The following is a 17,106-nucleotide window of genomic DNA, read 5'->3' on the forward strand; positions in this document are numbered from 1 at the left end:
CCAACTAACAGCAGTGTTGCGACGACCCCTTGAAACCGCCACGAGGTGCGGGGCCGTTTCGCGTCGTGACGAGGTGTCGGGAGCTCACTCGTACCGGTAGGGCAAATACTGAACATTCCAGTGGTTGCCGTCGGGATCGTTGAAGTAGACGAAGTGGCCCCACGACTGGACGTCGACCTCGCTGGCGTCGACGCCAGCGTCGAGCAGCTGCTTACGAGCAGCCTCGATGTCGGAGACGCAGAGCATCAGTGTCCCGGCGTTGGGCGGTGCGGCGTCGACGATGCCCTTGCCGAAAGCGATAGAGCAGTGCGAGCCGGGCGGTGTCATCTGCACGAACCTGATCTCGTCGGTGGGGGACGAGTCGTGGTCGGGATTGAACCCGATCCTGGTGTAGAAGTCTTTTGCTCGATCGACGTCGGAGACGGGCAGAAACGCGACTTCGAGTGTCCAATCCATGACTGTGACCTTTCGGATGGGGCGGCTTTTAGATAGGGCGTCGTTCAGGTGGGGCGCTGTTGGGTAGGGCGCTTCGAGGTTCGAGCCGAGTGCCGATCACCTGACAGACCGAGCATCGCAGCCATTGCGGTCATATCTGGTCCGCAATAGAAAGCCGACGCCGCCCAGCCGGCGCGATAAAGCGATCACCAGAACATCGGCGCGAGGAACTTCGACGCGTAGTCGCGCAGCGCGTCGGCGTCGTCGATGTCGACGGTGTGTGAGTCCGTGAGCGCGAACGACATGATCAGCCGGAACAGCGTCTCCGACGCGAGTCGCAGGTCGGCGTCGGGCATATTGGCGCCCGCGGCGCGCAGGGAGTCGACGATGCTCTGACTGAACTGGCCGACCATTTCCACCACGTAAGGGCCGTCGAATCCGATGATCAGGTCGGCGGCGCCCGGTTCGTCGGCGAGAATGCGGGTGACGAGTTCGTTGCTGCGTGCGCGCGTGATGGACACCTGAAACCCCTCGACCACCGCCTCGCGCGGGTCGAGGTCGCGCACGGCTTGCTGCATCTCGGAGAAGAAGTCTCGGCGCAGTTGCAGCACGACCTCGGCCAGCAACGCGTCCTTGCTGGGGAAACGCCGATACAGCGTGCTGCGGCTGACGCCCGCGTCGCGTGCGATGCGATCGATGTTGGCTCGACGGACCCCGGAGCGCACGAACTCCGACGACGCCGCGTCGATGATCCGACGCTCCTGTTCCTCGGCGCGTCGACGACGCGACGCACCGAGCATCGTCATCGCCGAACCCGCGTGGGTCGACGCCGCGGTCGAGGCTGAGCCTACTTCTGGCACTCGTGAACCATAACTCACTGCAACGTTTCACGATCGCAAACACTCGACACCGACGGTATCGAGCATCGAGCGAGCACCGAGCTTGTGGTTCCGCAGTTGAAAGCGCGCTCGTGGATAGGGGTGTGACAGCGGACACATGGATGTGTGATACTCGGCTCGGCGCGAAGAATGAAACCGGGATGTCTCATGCGTTCCAAAACCAAACAAATGCTTGATTGAGTATGGGGGTTGCGCGTGCCGATGGCGCAGAGTGTGCAGGGCTTCGGCCGCACGGTGAGGCTGGGCGTGCGCACCTCTGTCATCGCAACGACAGACATCGTTGGCGGCAGGTTCCCGATCCGCGAAGCGACCGTTCAGGCGTGGTTCCTGCTCAGCATCACTGTCTTGCCGGCCCTGCTGATGGCCGTACCGTTCGGAGTGATCATCGCCGTGCAGATCGGCGGCCTCACCAGCAACCTCGGTGCCACCTCCATGGCCGGAGCCGTCGGCGGTATGGGTGTCATCCAGCAGGGTGCGCCGATGGCCGCGGCCCTTCTGCTCGGCGGCGCAGGGGCGTCGGCGATCACTGCGGATCTGGGAGCACGAACGGTCCGCGAAGAAATCGACGCGATGCGAGTCCTCGGCATCGACCCCACGCGCCGGCTCGTCGCACCCCGCATGGTCGCGATGGTGCTGGTCGCTCCGGTTCTCTCGATCCTGATCATCGTGATCGCGGTGGCCGCGAGCTTCATCGTGGCGATCGTCGGACAGGGGGTCATCGCGGGGTCGTACTGGCAGTCGTTCGGCAGCTACGCGTCGACCACGGACCTGTGGATCTGTCTGGGTAAGTCAGTCATCTTCGGTTTTGTCGTCGTGGTCATCGCGAGTAGACGAGGGCTCGAGGCCGCCGGCGGTGCGCGCGGCGTCGCCGACGCGGTCAACGCGGCCGTCGTACTCGGCATCGTCGCGTCGATGGTGATCAACGTGATCATCACCCAGGTCACGACGCTCTTCATCCCGCCGCAGGTGATCTGAGATGGCGGTGATCTGAGATGGCGCAGCGCGCCGGGAGTTACATCCCGAGCACCAAGTTCCCGCGGTTGGAGAGGGCCGTCGACAACGCGGGCCGACCCTTCGAGCACATCGGCCGCCAGGTGACGTTCGTGCTCGACACCATCGCGGGTCTGCCGCACACGGTGCGCGCGTATCGCAACCAGATGCTCGCGGCGTTCGCCGAGACCACCTGGGGCAACGGCTCGATCCTCGTTGGCGGCGGGATCGCGAGTGTGCTTGCGATCCTTGGTGTTTCGGTCGGCGGCATGATCGGCATCCTCGGTGTCACCTCGCTCTCGTCGCTCAGCCTGTCGCCGATGGCAGGCCTCATCACTGGGTACGCCGCCACGCGTGAGATGGCCCCGATCGTCGCGGCTGTGGGTTTCGCGGCCCAGGCGGGATGCCGGATGACCGCCGAGATCGGATCGATGCGCATCTCGGAGGAGATCGACGCACTCGAGGCGCAGGCGATCCGGCCGATCCCGTTCGTGGTGGGCACGCGCGTCATCGCGGGCGTCCTCGCCATCGTGCCGTTCTATCTGATCTCGCTCTGCCTGGCCTACCTCTCGTCGCGGCTCGTCGTCAGCGTCGTCTACGGCAATTCCGCAGGCGCCTACGATCGCTACGTCGAGGCGTTCGTGAGTCCGGTCGACGTCGTCTACTCGACGATCAAGGTCGTCGTCTTCGCGGTCCTGGTGATCATCGCGCACACCTACTACGGCTTCTTCGCGAGCGGCGGTCCCGAGGGCGTCGGCATCGCTTCCGGGCGGGCGATCCGCGCCAGTCTCGTGCTGATCGTCGCGGCCGACATGGTGATGTCGCTGATGTTCTGGGGCCTGAACTCGGGGCTGAACTTCGCATGAGCAGGGCACGCGAACTCTCCCCGGCCGCGCTGCGCAAGCGAGGCATCTTCGCCGTGCTCGTAGCCGCCGCAGTTGTTGCGCTCGTCGTCATCAAACCCTTCAGCGGAGGCGACGACGCCGTACGCTTCGCCATCGACGCACCGTCGCTTCCCGACGGCGTGCAGGAGGGCGTCCCGGTCGATATCCGCGGCGAGACCGTCGGACAGGTCTGCGGCCTCGACATTTCGCGCCGCGACGTCACGCGCATGGAGGTCTGCGTCAACCGTGATGCCGTGGGCGAGCTCACCGACAACACGGCGGTCAGCTTCGTGTCGCGCAACCTCTTCGGCTCCGACGCCGTGCGCCTGCATCCGACGGGTTCGGGCTCGTCGGTCACCAGTGGCAGCACCATCACGCTTGCACAGCCCCCGTCGGACTACACCGTGACGGCGACCGTGCGCAGTGCGGGCTCCTTCACCCTGCCCGTGCTGTCCCCACAACTCAGTGACCTGCTCAAGCAGGTGAGCGATACGACGATTCGTCTGTCACCGTTTCTGACTGCGGCAACCGTCACCCTGCAAACGGTGCAGCAGGGGCAGCGCACACGTCTGAATGCACTGTTGCCCACTGCCGCAGACGCTTTCAGCGGTGTCGGTGCCGCTGCGGCAGGTGGAATCAAGGGGCTCAACATCTTCAACTCCAACCCGCTCTTGCTCGACCACGGCTATGTGCTTCAGGTGGCGCAGATGATCGGCGACATCGGAGATCTGTTCGGCGGCATGGGATCACTGTTCAACGGCCTCGCGCCGTTCGGTGCGTTCATGGACCTCACCAACGCATTCACGACGCCGCTCGGGCAGGGGCTTTCGGGCGTCACCCCCGCCCAGGTCGGCACGCTGATCGATCATTTCGGCAATGCGTTCCACACCGATCCGACGACGGGCCGGACCACCCTGTCGGTAACGGCGCACCTCGACGTCGTGCCCGGCGCATCGGCGCCGCTGAACCAACTGCTGTCGAGAGTGGGTGGCGGTTCGTGAGAAACGCGTCGTCGGCGACGAAACGACTGCTGCTCGTGGCGGCCGTCGTGATCCTCGCCCTCTATGCGATCGTGCAGGCGATCAATCGGCCCGTCGGCGGCGACGTCGAGACCTACCGCGCTGAATTCTCCGACGTGTTCGGGCTGCACAAGAACGCCGACGTCCGCGTGCGCGGCGTCCAGGTGGGCAAGGTGACCGACATCGATCTCCAGCCCACCGGCGTCGCATTGGTGACTTTCACTGTGCGCGAGGAGAATCGACTCACCAATCGCGATCAGCTCGCGATTCGATTTCAGAACCTCGTCGGACAGCGCTACCTCGCGGTCACCAAAGCAGAAGTTGCCGAGAAGTCCGAAGTCACCGAGAAGTCAGAAGTCCCCGAGAAGTCAGACGACAGCGAGGAGTCAGGGGTCGCCGGCGCCGCCAGCTCGAGCGCGCCAACGGATGTGACGCCACTCGACCCCGATCAGGTGATCCCCGCGGCCAAGACGAGTGGCTCCTTCGACATCACCAAGCTGTTCAACGGATTACGGCCGCTGCTGCAGGGCGCCGACCCCGAGGTGTTCAACACCTTCGCGACCAACATGCTCCATCTGCTCCAGGGCGAGGATGGCGTGGGCCTCGGCGACGTCCTCGCCGACGTCGAACGTCTCACCCGTTTCGCCACCGACAAGAAGGCGCTGATCGCCACGATCGTCAACAACCTCGGCGTTGTCTCCGCCGCGTTGCAGGGCAAGTCAGAGATCATCGGGGTGCTGATGAAAGGCCTCGGCGTACTCTTCGACACTCTCGAGACCAAGCTCGATCTGCTGAAATCCGCATTCGGCAACGGCGCCAAGGTGTTTCCGCCGATCGTCGACCTGCTCTCGAACCTGTTCGACCTCACACTCGGCGGCCACGACAACGTCTCTGCGCGCATCATGCAACTCGTTCCCGACACCAACCAGTTCGCCGAGGTGCTCGGCGCATTGCCGACATTCCTGGCAACGGTGAACGCGTCGATGAGTCACCTGGGCTTCGACGCGACGTGCTCGCGCGGCGAGGTGTCGCTGCCGGAGATGGGGCAGGTCCTGCTCGGCGGAGGGAAGGTGACGTTGTGCAAGGCCTGAGCCGAGTGTCCGACTTCGCTGTCCGCGACCAGGTCTCCCGTAGAGCCGAGATCTCGTGGGCCGTCGGAGTTGTCGCCGTCGTGGCTGTGCTCGTGGTCGTCGTCGGCTTCCTCTACATGTCGCCTCCCGGGCGCGCGACCGTGCACGCGGTGATGTCGGAGAGCGGCGGCATCAAGGGCGGCACCGAGGTACGCATCGCAGGCGTGACAGTTGGCAAGGTCACCGACGTCGCATTGTCCGACGACAAAGTCGACGTCTCGCTCTCCGTCGACCGCAAGGTGTTCCTCGGCGACCAGACCTCCCTCGACGTCCGGATGCTGACGGTGGTCGGTGGAGCATACGTCGCGCTGTTGCCTGCGGGCGACAAACCGTTGGGCGACTCAGTGATTCCCGTCTCGCGCACCTCCGTGCCCTACTCGATCTCCGAGGTGCTCGACGCCGCCGCCAAGACCACATCGGGCATCGACGCGCCGACGATGCGCGGCACGGCGGTGGCGCTGACCAACAGCCTCGACGCCGCGCCCGGCGCCATCCGCGGCATCATGTCAGACGTCGACACCCTCACGAGCTTGCTCGACAAGCAGCAGGATCAGATCAAGAGCGTCGCCGACATCGGTGGCGAATACAGCACCGCCATGGCGGCACAACGAGCCACTCTCGTCGAGATGATCAAACGCATTCACGCCGTACTGCCGCTCATCATCGGCTACAAGGATCGCGGCATCATCACCTACGACGCCCTCGCGTCGCTCGTGCTCTACGTCGGCGACGTCCTCGGCGAGCCGTATCAGGCGCGCATCAAGCCGCCCCTGCGCAGGATCATCGCCTCCGCGGGCGAGACCAAAGACATCGCGGCAAAGATGAGTGTCGCGATCACACAGTTGCGCGGCATCGCCGACAAGCTCAGTCGCACACTGCATCCCAATGGGGTGGCACTCGACTTCGGTGACCAGGTGATCGACGACTCGTCGATCTGCATACCCATCGCGGGCCGCACATGTTGACCGCACGAGCACGCCGAATCGACAGCAGGGTGATCGCACTGGTCGCCGCGACCCTCGTCGTCGCGCTGCTTGTGGGTGCGGTGGTCGTCTACCTGAGGTCGACGTCGAACAACGCGCGTGCGCTTTGCGCCCAGCTGCCCGACTCGGCAGGCCTCTATGCGGGAAATGCGGTCAACATCCGGGGCGTCAAGGTCGGAACAGTGACCTCGCTGAGCCCCGAAAACGGTTACGTGACTGTGCACATGAAGGTCGACGACCGGCCGCTGGCCTCCGATCTGAAAGTGGTCGCGATCAACAACTCCGTGCTCGCCGACCGTCGTCTCGAACTCGTGGGCACCGACGCACGGCGGCTCCCAACTCGACGCACAGACATGCGTCCCGCTCTCTCGAACGTTCACTCCCATCTCGGTCAGCGATGCGTTGCAGTCGTTCACGACGATGTTCAACGAGGTCGGGGGAGTCGGTACCGATACGAAAAAGCCGGTGGGAGAGCTCATCTCGGCCACCTCGAGGGAGATCAACGGTACCGGCGGCGATATCAACAAGTCCATCAAGAACATGTCGAGCCTGATGGCAGCACCCGACGAGTTTCTCGCGCAGATGCGTTCGATCTTCGACAACCTGGCGACGCTCACCGACGTCACCACCCAGAACTGGGATGATCTGCGCGATATCGGGACCAACTCGGCGTCGTTGACGTTCATGATGGGCAGGTTGATCGAAGACTTCGTCTACATCTTCAACGGATTGTCGGAGGCCGCGCCCGCGATCGACGACCTTCTCGGCGACCTCCTCCCGCCACTGCTCGACACGGCCGACGTCGCGAAACCGCTGATCGATCTCGGTATCGCCAAAACCCCTGACCTGCTTGTCCTTCTCCGCGAGATCCCGGGGATAGCGACGTCGGCGTCGGCGATGATGAGCCGGTCCGCGCGAGGGGTCCCGGTGTCTGTGTCGGGGCCGAAGGTGCTCGCCAGGACTCCGAGTAGCGCGGCACTGTGCGGACTCCTCGACCGCAGCGGTGCCGGGCGCTGCGACGTCCGCACCGGGCAGACGGCGGTCGTCGATCTCACCGGACTGGTGGGCGCAGCGATCCAGGGAGGTCTCGGCCGATGATGCGTCGCGGAGTCTCTTTTGTCCTGTGTGTGCTGGCCGTGGTGGCAGCGCTTGTCGTCGTCGCGGTCGGCCGTGGGACCAATCCCGCGAATCTGTTGCCGAGACTGACCTCGTCGTCGTCTGATTCGACGACGCTCTTCGTCGACTTCGCGTCGGTCGTCAATCTCCCGCTGGGTGCACGGGTGCTCTCACGCGGCACCCAGATCGGCACCCTGGAATCCATCGAACTCGTCCCCAACGCCGCGCGGCTGACACTCGGCATCACTCCGGAAGCCCAGGTGTTGCGCGGCTCGAAAGCCGAACTGCGACAGTCGACGATGCTCGGCGACATCTACGTCGCGCTGATCCCGCCCGCCGCCTCGAGTGCGCCACTCCTGCACGACGGCGACGTCATCGGCCTGCGCGACACAGACCCCGGCCCCCAGATCGAAGACATCATCACCAATCTCGCCGACTTCATGGCGGGTGGCTCGGTGATGCGGGTGCAGGATTCGATTCGCAAGGTCAACGAGTCCGTCGACATCAGGAACGGAGACCTCCCCGCGGCATCCCGGGTAGGCGCTCACGATATCCAGGATCTCGCACGCGGCACCGACGAGTTGAACTCGATGATCGACACCCTCGATAATGCAAGCCGCCAGATAGCCTCTGACCCAGCTCTTCTCGCGATGTCGATGGGTCCGCAGGGCCAGTTCACCCTGGGGTCTGTCATGGACGCGATCAGTGAGGGATTCAAACTCGTCGCGGGTTCCAGTGCGCTCGCGATCGGTCTGAGCTGGCTCACGCCGAGGCTCGCCGAGCTCAACCCGTTCCTGGAGAAGATCACGCCTCTGCTGCGCAGCTACTCCGCGACGTCGACCGAATTCAACGGCAACATCGGCAAGGTCGTCGATGTGACGCAGACAAAGCTCCTCCCGTTCGCCAAGAACGGTGGAGTCTCCGTCGACAAGATCACCGTGGGTGCAGACCGTCGGGAAGCAACCCGATCGGTGACGGCGGTGCTGCGCATGATCGGAGCAATCCGATGAAGGCGCGCTACCTGTTCTCCATCGTGGCGACCATAGCGGTGCTCATCCTCGCGGTCGCCTACCTCTCGGTGGGCGTCCTGAAGATGCGGGTCATCGCCGACCAGACGACGGTCACCATCACCGCACCCAAATCCAATGGCCTGCATGCCGGTTCGGCTGTGTTGCTCCGCGGAGTGTCGATCGGGAGTGTGTCGTCGGTGACCTACACCGGCGGCACCGACATCGAGATCGAGATCTCCTACGACGCCGCGCATCAGATACCGTCGAACAGCAAACTCGTCATCGAGAACCAATCGATGATCGGGGAGTCGGGACTCTTCCTCATTCCCCCGAAAGACGATGCGGCACAGACAATTCGTAGCGGTCAGACCCTGACCGCAACCGTGGTCGACGTCCCGGCGACGGTACCGGAGCTTCTCGGCTCGACGCAGACACTGCTCGATCAGGTCGACCCGACGCTCGTCAACGATCTCGTCGACACACTCGCGGCAGCACTCGCCGGAACCGAGTCCGACGTCGAACGCCTCACCCCGGCCGCGCAGGTACTTGCGGCGACGATGATCTACTCGCAACCGGCCATCGAGAAGATCATCGGAAACTCGACGACGATGCTGCAGGACGGCGACTGGGTCGGCCGCTCGCTGCGTCCGACTGCTCCCCAACTTGTGTACGCGGGCACCAGCGTCCGCGACGTCGTGACCGCGGTCAAGCCGTTCGCCGTCTCCACCGACGGCGGGAAGAAGATCAGGGATCGCTGGAAACCGTCGTTGAATCGGTCCGCTGAGTTCGTGAACACCATCGCGCCCCCATTGGGCAGCATCGCCGACACACTGCTCCCGGCCGCACGGCAGTCGGGTTCGGTGCTGGCCCAGATCAACATCGCGACGCTGCTGGAGCAGGCAATGAAGGTCCTGCCCGGCGACAGCCTGCAACTAACCGTGACCCCGCCGAGATGACAGCCCGAGCCAAGTAGGAGCCAGCCCATGACAACCGACCTGCACACCACGACCAACGACGTCGAGCCGGAGAACGACGGCGAGCCTGAGAACGATGCCGCCGGCGCGACTGGCACCACCAATCCGCCCGGCGAGAAGCCGGCTGTCGATAAGCCTTCTGTCTCGATGCCTTCTGGGCGTGCTCAGTTGACCGAGTACCTGTCGGTGCGTCGCCACCCGGTTGTCGCGGCAGTCAGCATGCTGTGCGTGGCCGCGCTGGTCGCGGTCGGCGTGCTCGCCTACCTCCTCGTGCAAAGATCCGACGACCTCGCTGCCGAACGTCAACTCACTGCCGACAAGCAGACAGCCGAAACCGTCGCTGGTAGGTACGCGGTCGGCGCGGCGACGTTCGACTTCAACAACCTGCAATCGTGGTCGGCAGCGCTGAAGAACGGCACTGCGCCGGAACTCAATTCGCGCTTCGACGTTGCGGTGAACACGCTGACACCACTCATCCAAGAGGTCCAGTGGGTGCAGACCGCGAAACTGATAGCGGCGAAAACCGTTGACATCAGGGCTGATCGGCAGTTCATCGTGCAGGTCTTCGTCTCCACGCACATGACGAGCACACAGAATCCGAAGGGACTCAACACCGTCACCCCCTACACCATCACGCTCGACCGCGACAGCAACTGGCTGATCACCGACGTCGCCGGGATCGCAGGCGCGGCGCAGGACGGCTCGTCGGGCAGCGGCACCCCGAATCTCACGCAGAGCGACGCGGGCGCCGGAAGCCAAGGCGCCGGTACTCAGGGGAACAGCAACCAGGGCAACGGCAACCAGGGGAGTGACGGCACGGGCGGTCAGGCCCCCGTCGCACCCGCGCGGCCCACACCATGAGCACAACCACCCCGGGCGGACGCCGCTGGTCGGTTGTGCTGCTCGTCGTGGCAACAGTGGGAGGCGTTGCCACGACGATGACGTGGGTTCGGGCGCAGGGCTCGGTCATTCCGTCGTCGACCGATCTGACCGACCGGGCCGTCACACGATCGGGAGCGCCCGTAGAGCTCGCCGCGCGTGGCGTCGTCGGTCTGGCCGGAGCAGTCGCACTGGTCGCAGCATGCCTCCTCGCCGCGCTCGCGCTGTGGGCCGTCAGCCCCGGCTATCGGCGCGCCCGCGGGGGCTATGCCGCGATCGGGGGGTCGGCGGTCGGTATCGCGGCGGTGGAGTGGTTCCTCACCGATGCTGCGGCGCATTCGTCGGTCTTCGGCGCGGCCGTCGACGTCCAGACAGATACCGTCGAGGTGTCCGCGTGGCCCCCGGTCACGCTGTGCTGCTTCGTGATCACCTGTCTCGTTGGTGTGATGCTGGTGCCGCGAGCGGATCGAGACGACCGCACACCAGCCAACGACGTTCCAGCAGAGCCCTGCACGCCGCCGCCTCACCCGAATTCTCAGAGCATGACGCTCAGAGCATGACGCCGAACATGATCGACATCCCCGCGGCCATGCAGATCTGCGAGATATCGCCCGCGAAGGCGAGTACGTCCGACGTCGTGCCCGCGCGTCGTCGTCGATCGAGGTAGCGGTACAACCACACCACGGCGGCGATGGCGAAACCGATCGTGAGAATCCAGTTGACCGGGGTGATGTACGCCGGTTGGCTGCTGCCGATCATGTCCATTCCCGGCATATCCATGCCGCCGGAACCGTGGTCGTGGGCGAGGACGAGCTCACCGAGCCCAGACTTGTATTCGAGCGCCGACGTGTATTCGACTGTGCCCGAAGCACTTGCCGAGGTGCTTCCAGGGAGCAGGATCCCGTTCATCACGGCGTACATCCACGCCATCGCGCCCATCATGACCGCGTGATACACGGCGACAGATCGTCCGAACACCGAGTCGGTCGCGGGGACGCAACCACAGTTCGCCCCGCACGTGCAGACATCGCCACACCCGCATTCCGGTTCGGCGAGAACAGAACTCGGGAATGCGAGAGTCGCCAGGAACCAGAGGGCAGCGACGATGAAGAAGACCATCGGGCCAGTGGTCGGCCAGCTCATCGAGAACGGCCACGCCATCACGATCATCGCTACGGCCATGATCAGGTGCAGCACGTGTCCGACGTAAGCGGGCCAGCGAAGCGGTTGGCGCACCATCGCGTACACGGTCAACGCTGCGGAGATCGCGAACAGGATCGTGACGACCCAGCGGAGTGCGAGATTGTCGATCATCGGGCACTCTCGGCTGCCGTGGGGGCTGGTTGCTCATCGGAAGGGCCGTGCTCGTGTCCATGCGGAGGGGTCCCCGAACCACGGCGCGTGGCAATGATGCCCCACCCGGCGTCGACGATCACGAACAGCGCCAACGGAATTCCGAACCACGGCGCAAACCACCCGAGTACCGCGACCACGGCGATGAGCGCCACCGCCTCGGCTGGCAGGAGCGAACTCAGCGATCCTCGCCCCGGGGCCTTGGGTAGTCCACCTCTTGTCGGACGCCGCCGCCACCACATGAGGTAGCCGCGGACGATCACGCTGATCAGACCGATTCCCAAGAGCGCCAGGATGATCTGGTTGAGAATGCCGTAGAGGCCCATGTGTGCGCTGATGGCCCAGTCGGTCATCTTCGCCATGAACGGCCACTGCGCGAAGTTCACCCGATCGGTGACAGCAAATGTCTTGGGGTCCACCGCGATCGCGTCGTACCGCGTGGGAAACCCGCGATTGTTCTCGTTCACCGACCACGCCGTGCCCTCCGCGGATGGCGGCGTGATGACCATCGGTGCGCGCAGACCCGCTCGCGTGGCGGTGTTGTCGACGGCGGTGAAGTCGGACGGCGTGATCGTCGGCGGGGCTTCGGCCATTGCGTCACCCCCGTGGTGATGGCCTTCGTTCGACGACGCGGGCGACGTCGAGACCGCGGGCGTCGTCCACGAGAGTTCGGTGCGCAACTCACCGATGCTCGCTCCCGCATACCGCGACCAACTCAGTCCCGACGCCGACAGCGCGACGAGACCGATGATGATCCAGGTGCCCACTGCTCCGTGCCACGTCAGTGTTCGACGCCGCTTCGGCGCGTCGCGGTCAGGGACGAGGACGCGGTTGCGCTTGTGGGTCCGTCGCCGATAGCCGATCCAGAGGACCAGCCCGCCCAGCGCCGTCACCCACAGCCAGCTCGCGGCGATCTCGCTGTAGTTGCGACCGACGACACCCAGGTGCAGGTTGCGGTGCAGGTCGTCGAACCACGTACGTACCGGCAGCCATTCGCCCATCGTGGTCAGCGATCCGCGCACCTCGCCGGTGTAGGGATCGACGAAGACGGTGCGCGTTCGGTCCGACGGCAGGTCGTCGACGCTCAGCGTCACCCGCGTCGTCGAGTCAGCTTTCGGCGCAGGCGTCACCGACGCGATGGTTCCCTCCGGATGAACTCGACGCGCCGCGGCGACCTGGTCGCCCAGCGGAAGCCGCTGTGCGCCGATGTTTTCGACGGTGAGTTCATGGCTGTAGACAGCCCGGTCGATCTGAGGGATCAGGGCGTACAGCGTGCCGGTCACGGCCGCGACCAGAAGGAACGGGCCGATCAGGATTCCCGCGTAGAAATGCCAGCGAAGTAGGAGCGGACGCCACCGCTGCGCCGCCGAGGGAGCTGGGCGCGCGGCCCGCGGGCCGCGATCTGGTTCGACGGTCTCGGGCTCGGTTGGCTTGTCGGTCTCGGCTGGCTTGTCGGGCGCGGAATCCACGGGTGGAGGGCTGACCACGGCTTCGGTGACTTCCTTCGTCGGGAGGCTGCATGCCGTCGGTTTTCCGACGGCACTGTGAGGAGTAGTCGCCTGTGCCCCGCATACGGTTCCCGCGGACTTCGGGCGACGTGGGTCACATCGCCCGTGCGCACGAGACCGCCGACCGTGCGCTCGAGACCGTCGACCATGCGCGCCGAGCCGAAGTCACGCACGTCAGCGCGCCAGACCATAGGGTTGACACGTGCAGCCAGACGCACCTGTCACCATCTTCGGCCCCGACTTCCCGTTCGCATACGACGACTGGATCAGCAACCCCGCGGGTCTCGGTCGCGTGCCCGACGACGCGCTGGGCGCGGAGGTCGCGGTCATCGGCGCGGGTATGGCGGGCATGGTCGCCGCGTACGAGTTGATGAGGGTCGGTCTGCGGCCCGTCGTGTACGAGCCCGATCGCATCGGCGGACGGCTGCGCTCCGAGCAGTTCGTGCCGGGCGAGCCCGAGGTCGCAGAGCTCGGCGGCATGCGGTTCCCCGTCTCGTCGAGCGCGTTCTTCCACTACGTCGACGCGCTCGGTCTGCGTTCGCGCCCATTTCCCAACCCGCTGACCGAGGCCGCGGGCAGCACCGTCATCGATCTCGGTGGTGAGACGTTCTACGCCAAGACGCTCGACGACCTGCCGCCGATCTATCGCGAGATCTCCGACGCCTGGGATTCGGCGCTCGAACGCATCGCGGGATTCTCGGCACTGCAGGATGCGATCCGCGCGCGCGACACCGCCACGCTCAAATCGATGTGGAACGAACTCGTCCGCGAGTGGGACGACCGCAGCTTCTACGACTTCCTCGCGACGTCGAAGGAGTTCGGTAACGCGACCTTCCGGCATCGAGAGCTGTTCGGGCAGGTCGGATTCGGCACTGGCGGTTGGGATTCGGACTTCGGCAACTCGATGCTCGAGATCCTGCGCGTCGTCGTGACGAATTGCGACACCGAGCAGAGGTTGATCGTCGGTGGGGCAGAACAGGTTCCGCATCGACTGTGGTCTGCCACGCCGCACCGCATCGCGCACTGGCCGGTCGGGACGAGTCTGTCGTCGCTGCACAGCGGCGCGCCACGCGCGGGTGTTGCCGCGATCCGACGACTCGGCCCCGACCGCATCGAGGTCACCGACCGCTGGGGCGACTCGCGGGTGTTCTCCGCGGTGGTCGCCACCTGCCAGGCGTGGCTGTTGTCGACCGAGATCGAGTGCGACGAATCGTTGTTCAGTCAGGACCTCTGGATGGCGCTCGATCGCACCCGCTACATGCAGTCGTCGAAGACGTTCGTCATGGTCGACCGTCCCTTCTGGACCGACACCGACCCGACGACCGGCCGCGACGTCTTGAGCATGACGCTCACCGATCGCCTCACCCGCGGCACCTACCTCTTCGACAACGGCCCCGACCGTCCCGGCGTCATCTGCCTCTCGTACACGTGGATGAGCGATGCGCTGAAAGTGCTGCCGCATCCGGTCGACCGACGAGTCGAACTCTCGCTCGCAGCACTGAAGAAGATCTACCCCGACCTCGACATCGCGTCGCACATCGTCGGCCGCCCGATCACCGTCTCGTGGGAGGACGACCCGAACTTTCTCGGTGCCTTCAAGGGCGCGCTGCCCGGGCACTATCGCTACAACACCAGGATGTACAACCACTTTCACGGTCAAGAGCATCTGCCCGACGCCGAGCGCGGCATCTTCATCGCGGGCGACGACGTCTCGTTCACGCCCGCGTGGGTCGAGGGTGCTGTGCAGACCGGACTCAACGCGGTCTGGGGAGTGATCGCACACTTCGGCGGCGCCTCGCACCCGTCCAACCCGGGGCCCGGAGATGTGTTCGCCGAGCTCGGACCCATCGACATAGGCCCGTGAGCCCTATCGCGCTCCTGGAGGACGTCCCGCCGCAGAAAGAGGATTCAGATGCCCGCTGATCGACTACGAATTGCGTTGTGGCAGTGCCAGTCCGTCGCCGACGACGTCGAGGGCAATCTCGACCGACTCGAGCAAGCGGCCTCCGAGGCGGCGGAGGCCGACGCCGACCTGTTGATCACGCCGGAGATGTACCTGACCGGCTACAACATCTCGCCGAGCACCGCACGACGCCTGGCCGACCCGGTCGACGGCAAACTCGGCGACGCCGTCGGCAACATCGCCCGACGCACCGCGATCGCGATCCTGTACGGATGCGCCGAACTCGACGACTCGAGCGTCTACAACACCGTCAGACTCGTCGACGCCAACGGTATTTCCCTTGCCTCACACCGGAAGACGCATCTGTTTGGCGACATCGACCGCGACGCCGTGGCCGTAGGTGTCTCACCACCTCCCGTGATCGACGTCGGGGGTTGGAGTCTGGGGCTGCTCATCTGCTACGAGGTCGAGTTCCCGGAACTGGTGCGCAATCTCGCCGTCCGGGGCGCCGAGGTGATCTGCGTTCCCACCGCCAACATGCCCGAGTACGACGCCGTCCAGACGGTGCTGCTCCCGGCGCGCGCGTTGGAGAACACCGTGTATGTGGCCTACGCGAACTACTGCGGCGTCGAGGGCGATCTCGCGTACGGGGGCCTCAGCGAAGGCATCGGGCCGGATGGCCGGGTGCTCGCGCGTGCCGAGCGCGAACCAGGACTACTGATCGTCGACGTCGAGCGAAAAGCACTCGACGACGCTCGCGAGCGGTTCACCTACCTCGCCGACCGTCGCACGGATTTGCTGTCGTAACGCGACTTCCCCTCGGACCCGCCACACCATGCGCTGAAGTCAATGTGAAGTTTGGTTCAGCAACATCCGCCATGTGCATCGATGCAGGTTGAAGCCCCTGCTGAGACGCTTTGGTGAATGTGTCGATAGTCACGTTCGGGTGTGGACATGACGTGGGCACGTGTTCTACCGTTACCTACGGGTCAGTAAGCTACCGGCTGGTAGTCATGCTTTTTGGGGTCACTTTCACCACGATGGTGTTCGCGAGAGCGTGCGCTCAGTTCGGCGGTAGTGACCCCTTTTTTCATGCTGATCTGTCATCCGATCGAGTGTCGACAAAATCGAGTGTCGAAAAAAAGGGGGGCGGGTTCATGACCGAGGCGGCTACGGATTTCGGAGTGTCCACGCATATAGGACAAGCGCGTTCGAGGGGTTCGCGCTCGTCCGAAGCGCAGCGGCAGGGACGAGGTGTGCGGCGACAACAACGCGCGCGAAGCTTCTTGCGGCCTGCGGTGTTGATCGAGGCGATCGAGGTCGAAAAGCTGATCGTCATCCCGGGACTCGACGTTCTGCTCGCCGAGCCGGAACGCTTCGGCCTGATCGACGAGACGTCGGCAGCGCTGCGTCAGGCGGTCACTCGGCACGAGAACGCCGTCGACGTATTGATCGGCATGCTGATCGATTCGATCGGCGAGGACGCGAGCGCCGCAGATCAGCTCAACAATGCTCCCGCAGTGCTGCCGGTTCGGGCACTGCAGAGCATCGTCGACGATTACCGGGACGGCAACGACGTCGCGAAGGTCGACATGGTGCGGCTGGCGTTCCTCTTCGTTGCGGTTCACGCACTCACCGACCCGACGAACTGCGCGACAGCCTCGCGCAACCTCAACCTCGTGCCGCCGCCGCTGCACCGCGACCGTGCTGTGCTCGGCAGGGTCATGGCGCACGCCCTACCCACCTTCACAGCGCGCGACCGCGACCTGTTCGCCGTCTACGTCAGCAAGGCGAGCGCGTTTTTCGCCGTCCCCGCACCGGCGTCGCAGACGCCCGAGAACGACGGCGCCACCGACCTCGCGATCCTTCGCTACAACCCGCACGCGCTGCGCACCAGCTGCCAGCACATCGGGTTGGGCGGCAGCGCTGTCCGCGTCGCCGGCTTGGGCTGATAAGCAGCGCCCGCGAATTGCGTCGGCGGTGGTTCTTGCGGCGCGGAGCGGCGCGCGACCGTAGGCTTTGA

The 17,106-nt window shown here is 65.0% G+C and carries 17 protein-coding genes and 1 pseudogene; 14 read left to right on the forward strand and 4 right to left on the reverse strand.

Annotation, left to right across the window (positions count from 1 at the left end; translation table 11 throughout):
- Positions 1–84: 84 nt before the first annotated feature.
- Positions 85–456 carry a VOC family protein gene (locus B3T59_RS23800; RefSeq protein ID WP_287005292.1) on the reverse strand — a complete coding sequence of 124 codons (372 nt, stop codon included), beginning with the start codon at positions 454–456 and terminating at the stop codon, positions 85–87.
- A 185-nt stretch (positions 457–641) separates the two neighbouring features.
- A complete protein-coding gene (locus B3T59_RS23805) occupies positions 642–1,295 on the reverse strand; it encodes a TetR/AcrR family transcriptional regulator (RefSeq protein WP_231894684.1) in 654 nt (217 codons plus the stop codon).
- Positions 1,296–1,529: 234 nt separating this feature from the next.
- Between B3T59_RS23805 and B3T59_RS23810 the strand changes: the two genes are divergently transcribed.
- The 11 genes and pseudogenes from B3T59_RS23810 (at position 1,530) to B3T59_RS23860 (ending at position 10,879) form a co-directional block, all read left to right on the forward strand.
- Positions 1,530–2,309 carry an ABC transporter permease gene (locus B3T59_RS23810; RefSeq protein WP_005206518.1) on the forward strand — a complete coding sequence of 260 codons (780 nt, stop codon included), beginning with the start codon at positions 1,530–1,532 and terminating at the stop codon, positions 2,307–2,309.
- A 17-nt stretch (positions 2,310–2,326) separates the two neighbouring features.
- Positions 2,327–3,190, forward strand: coding sequence for an MlaE family ABC transporter permease (locus B3T59_RS23815; protein ID WP_251722062.1), 864 nt, complete (start codon positions 2,327–2,329; stop codon positions 3,188–3,190).
- The gene (locus B3T59_RS23820) at positions 3,187–4,209 is read left to right on the forward strand and encodes a hypothetical protein (RefSeq protein ID WP_005206520.1); all 1,023 of its coding nucleotides are present in this window, start codon (positions 3,187–3,189) and stop codon (positions 4,207–4,209) included. The genes B3T59_RS23815 and B3T59_RS23820 overlap by 4 nt, the downstream gene beginning before the upstream one ends.
- Complete coding sequence (locus tag B3T59_RS23825; RefSeq protein WP_005206521.1) at positions 4,206–5,318, forward strand: MlaD family protein; 1,113 nt, start codon at positions 4,206–4,208, stop codon at positions 5,316–5,318. The genes B3T59_RS23820 and B3T59_RS23825 overlap by 4 nt, the downstream gene beginning before the upstream one ends.
- Complete coding sequence (locus B3T59_RS23830; RefSeq protein ID WP_064865002.1) at positions 5,306–6,322, forward strand: MlaD family protein; 1,017 nt, start codon at positions 5,306–5,308, stop codon at positions 6,320–6,322. Before B3T59_RS23825 ends, B3T59_RS23830 begins: the two co-directional genes overlap by 13 nt.
- Positions 6,316–6,591 (forward strand): annotated as a pseudogene (locus tag B3T59_RS23835) (MlaD family protein); the annotation flags it as partial. The gene B3T59_RS23830 and the pseudogene B3T59_RS23835, both read left to right, overlap by 7 nt.
- Positions 6,592–6,805: 214 nt before the next feature.
- Positions 6,806–7,438 carry a hypothetical protein gene (locus B3T59_RS23840; RefSeq protein ID WP_287005322.1) on the forward strand — a complete coding sequence of 211 codons (633 nt, stop codon included), beginning with the start codon at positions 6,806–6,808 and terminating at the stop codon, positions 7,436–7,438.
- Positions 7,435–8,466, forward strand: coding sequence for an MlaD family protein (locus tag B3T59_RS23845; RefSeq protein WP_251722061.1), 1,032 nt, complete (start codon positions 7,435–7,437; stop codon positions 8,464–8,466). The genes B3T59_RS23840 and B3T59_RS23845 overlap by 4 nt, the downstream gene beginning before the upstream one ends.
- Positions 8,463–9,422 carry an MlaD family protein gene (locus B3T59_RS23850; RefSeq protein ID WP_287005293.1) on the forward strand — a complete coding sequence of 320 codons (960 nt, stop codon included), beginning with the start codon at positions 8,463–8,465 and terminating at the stop codon, positions 9,420–9,422. Before B3T59_RS23845 ends, B3T59_RS23850 begins: the two co-directional genes overlap by 4 nt.
- 27 nt (positions 9,423–9,449) lie before the next feature.
- Positions 9,450–10,301, forward strand: coding sequence for a serine/threonine protein kinase (locus B3T59_RS23855; protein WP_287005294.1), 852 nt, complete (start codon positions 9,450–9,452; stop codon positions 10,299–10,301).
- Positions 10,298–10,879, forward strand: a complete 582-nt coding sequence (locus B3T59_RS23860; protein ID WP_287005295.1) for a hypothetical protein — start codon at positions 10,298–10,300, stop codon at positions 10,877–10,879. The genes B3T59_RS23855 and B3T59_RS23860 overlap by 4 nt, the downstream gene beginning before the upstream one ends.
- Here the strand turns inward: B3T59_RS23860 and B3T59_RS23865 are convergent.
- Both B3T59_RS23865 and B3T59_RS23870 read right to left on the reverse strand, forming a co-directional pair.
- On the reverse strand, positions 10,869–11,633 hold the full coding sequence (locus tag B3T59_RS23865; protein WP_287005296.1) for a DUF5134 domain-containing protein: 765 nt from the start codon (positions 11,631–11,633) through the stop codon (positions 10,869–10,871). The two genes, B3T59_RS23860 and B3T59_RS23865, sit on opposite strands and share 11 nt — an antisense overlap.
- Complete coding sequence (locus B3T59_RS23870) at positions 11,630–13,141, reverse strand: PepSY-associated TM helix domain-containing protein (protein WP_287005297.1); 1,512 nt, start codon at positions 13,139–13,141, stop codon at positions 11,630–11,632. The genes B3T59_RS23865 and B3T59_RS23870 overlap by 4 nt, the downstream gene beginning before the upstream one ends.
- A 241-nt stretch (positions 13,142–13,382) precedes the next feature.
- Here B3T59_RS23870 and B3T59_RS23875 point away from each other — a divergent pair, with 241 nt between their 5' ends.
- The 3 genes from B3T59_RS23875 (at position 13,383) to B3T59_RS23885 (ending at position 17,035) form a co-directional block, all read left to right on the forward strand.
- A complete protein-coding gene (locus tag B3T59_RS23875; protein ID WP_064864984.1) occupies positions 13,383–15,044 on the forward strand; it encodes a flavin monoamine oxidase family protein in 1,662 nt (553 codons plus the stop codon).
- A gap of 48 nt (positions 15,045–15,092) precedes the next feature.
- On the forward strand, positions 15,093–15,890 hold the full coding sequence (locus B3T59_RS23880; RefSeq protein WP_287005298.1) for a carbon-nitrogen hydrolase family protein: 798 nt from the start codon (positions 15,093–15,095) through the stop codon (positions 15,888–15,890).
- 449 nt (positions 15,891–16,339) lie between these two features.
- Positions 16,340–17,035 (forward strand): hypothetical protein, encoded by a 696-nt coding sequence (locus B3T59_RS23885; RefSeq protein WP_287005299.1) that lies wholly within the window; start codon positions 16,340–16,342, stop codon positions 17,033–17,035.
- The last annotated feature ends 71 nt before the right edge of the window (positions 17,036–17,106 follow it).

It is taken from the genome of Gordonia sp. UBA7860 (assembly GCF_002500165.1).
In the GTDB taxonomy this organism is placed as follows: Bacteria; Actinomycetota; Actinomycetes; order Mycobacteriales; family Mycobacteriaceae; genus Gordonia; species Gordonia sputi.

Coding starts and splice junctions, on each gene's coding strand:
- B3T59_RS23865 (WP_287005296.1), bottom strand. CDS start 11,633: ATGATCGACAATCTCGCACTCCGCTGGGTCGTCACGATCCTGTTCGCG.
- B3T59_RS23855 (WP_287005294.1), top strand. CDS start 9,450: ATGACAACCGACCTGCACACCACGACCAACGACGTCGAGCCGGAGAAC.
- B3T59_RS23815 (WP_251722062.1), top strand. CDS start 2,327: ATGGCGCAGCGCGCCGGGAGTTACATCCCGAGCACCAAGTTCCCGCGG.
- B3T59_RS23880 (WP_287005298.1), top strand. CDS start 15,093: ATGCCCGCTGATCGACTACGAATTGCGTTGTGGCAGTGCCAGTCCGTC.
- B3T59_RS23850 (WP_287005293.1), top strand. CDS start 8,463: ATGAAGGCGCGCTACCTGTTCTCCATCGTGGCGACCATAGCGGTGCTC.
- B3T59_RS23800 (WP_287005292.1), bottom strand. CDS start 456: ATGGATTGGACACTCGAAGTCGCGTTTCTGCCCGTCTCCGACGTCGAT.
- B3T59_RS23820 (WP_005206520.1), top strand. CDS start 3,187: ATGAGCAGGGCACGCGAACTCTCCCCGGCCGCGCTGCGCAAGCGAGGC.
- B3T59_RS23860 (WP_287005295.1), top strand. CDS start 10,298: ATGAGCACAACCACCCCGGGCGGACGCCGCTGGTCGGTTGTGCTGCTC.
- B3T59_RS23845 (WP_251722061.1), top strand. CDS start 7,435: ATGATGCGTCGCGGAGTCTCTTTTGTCCTGTGTGTGCTGGCCGTGGTG.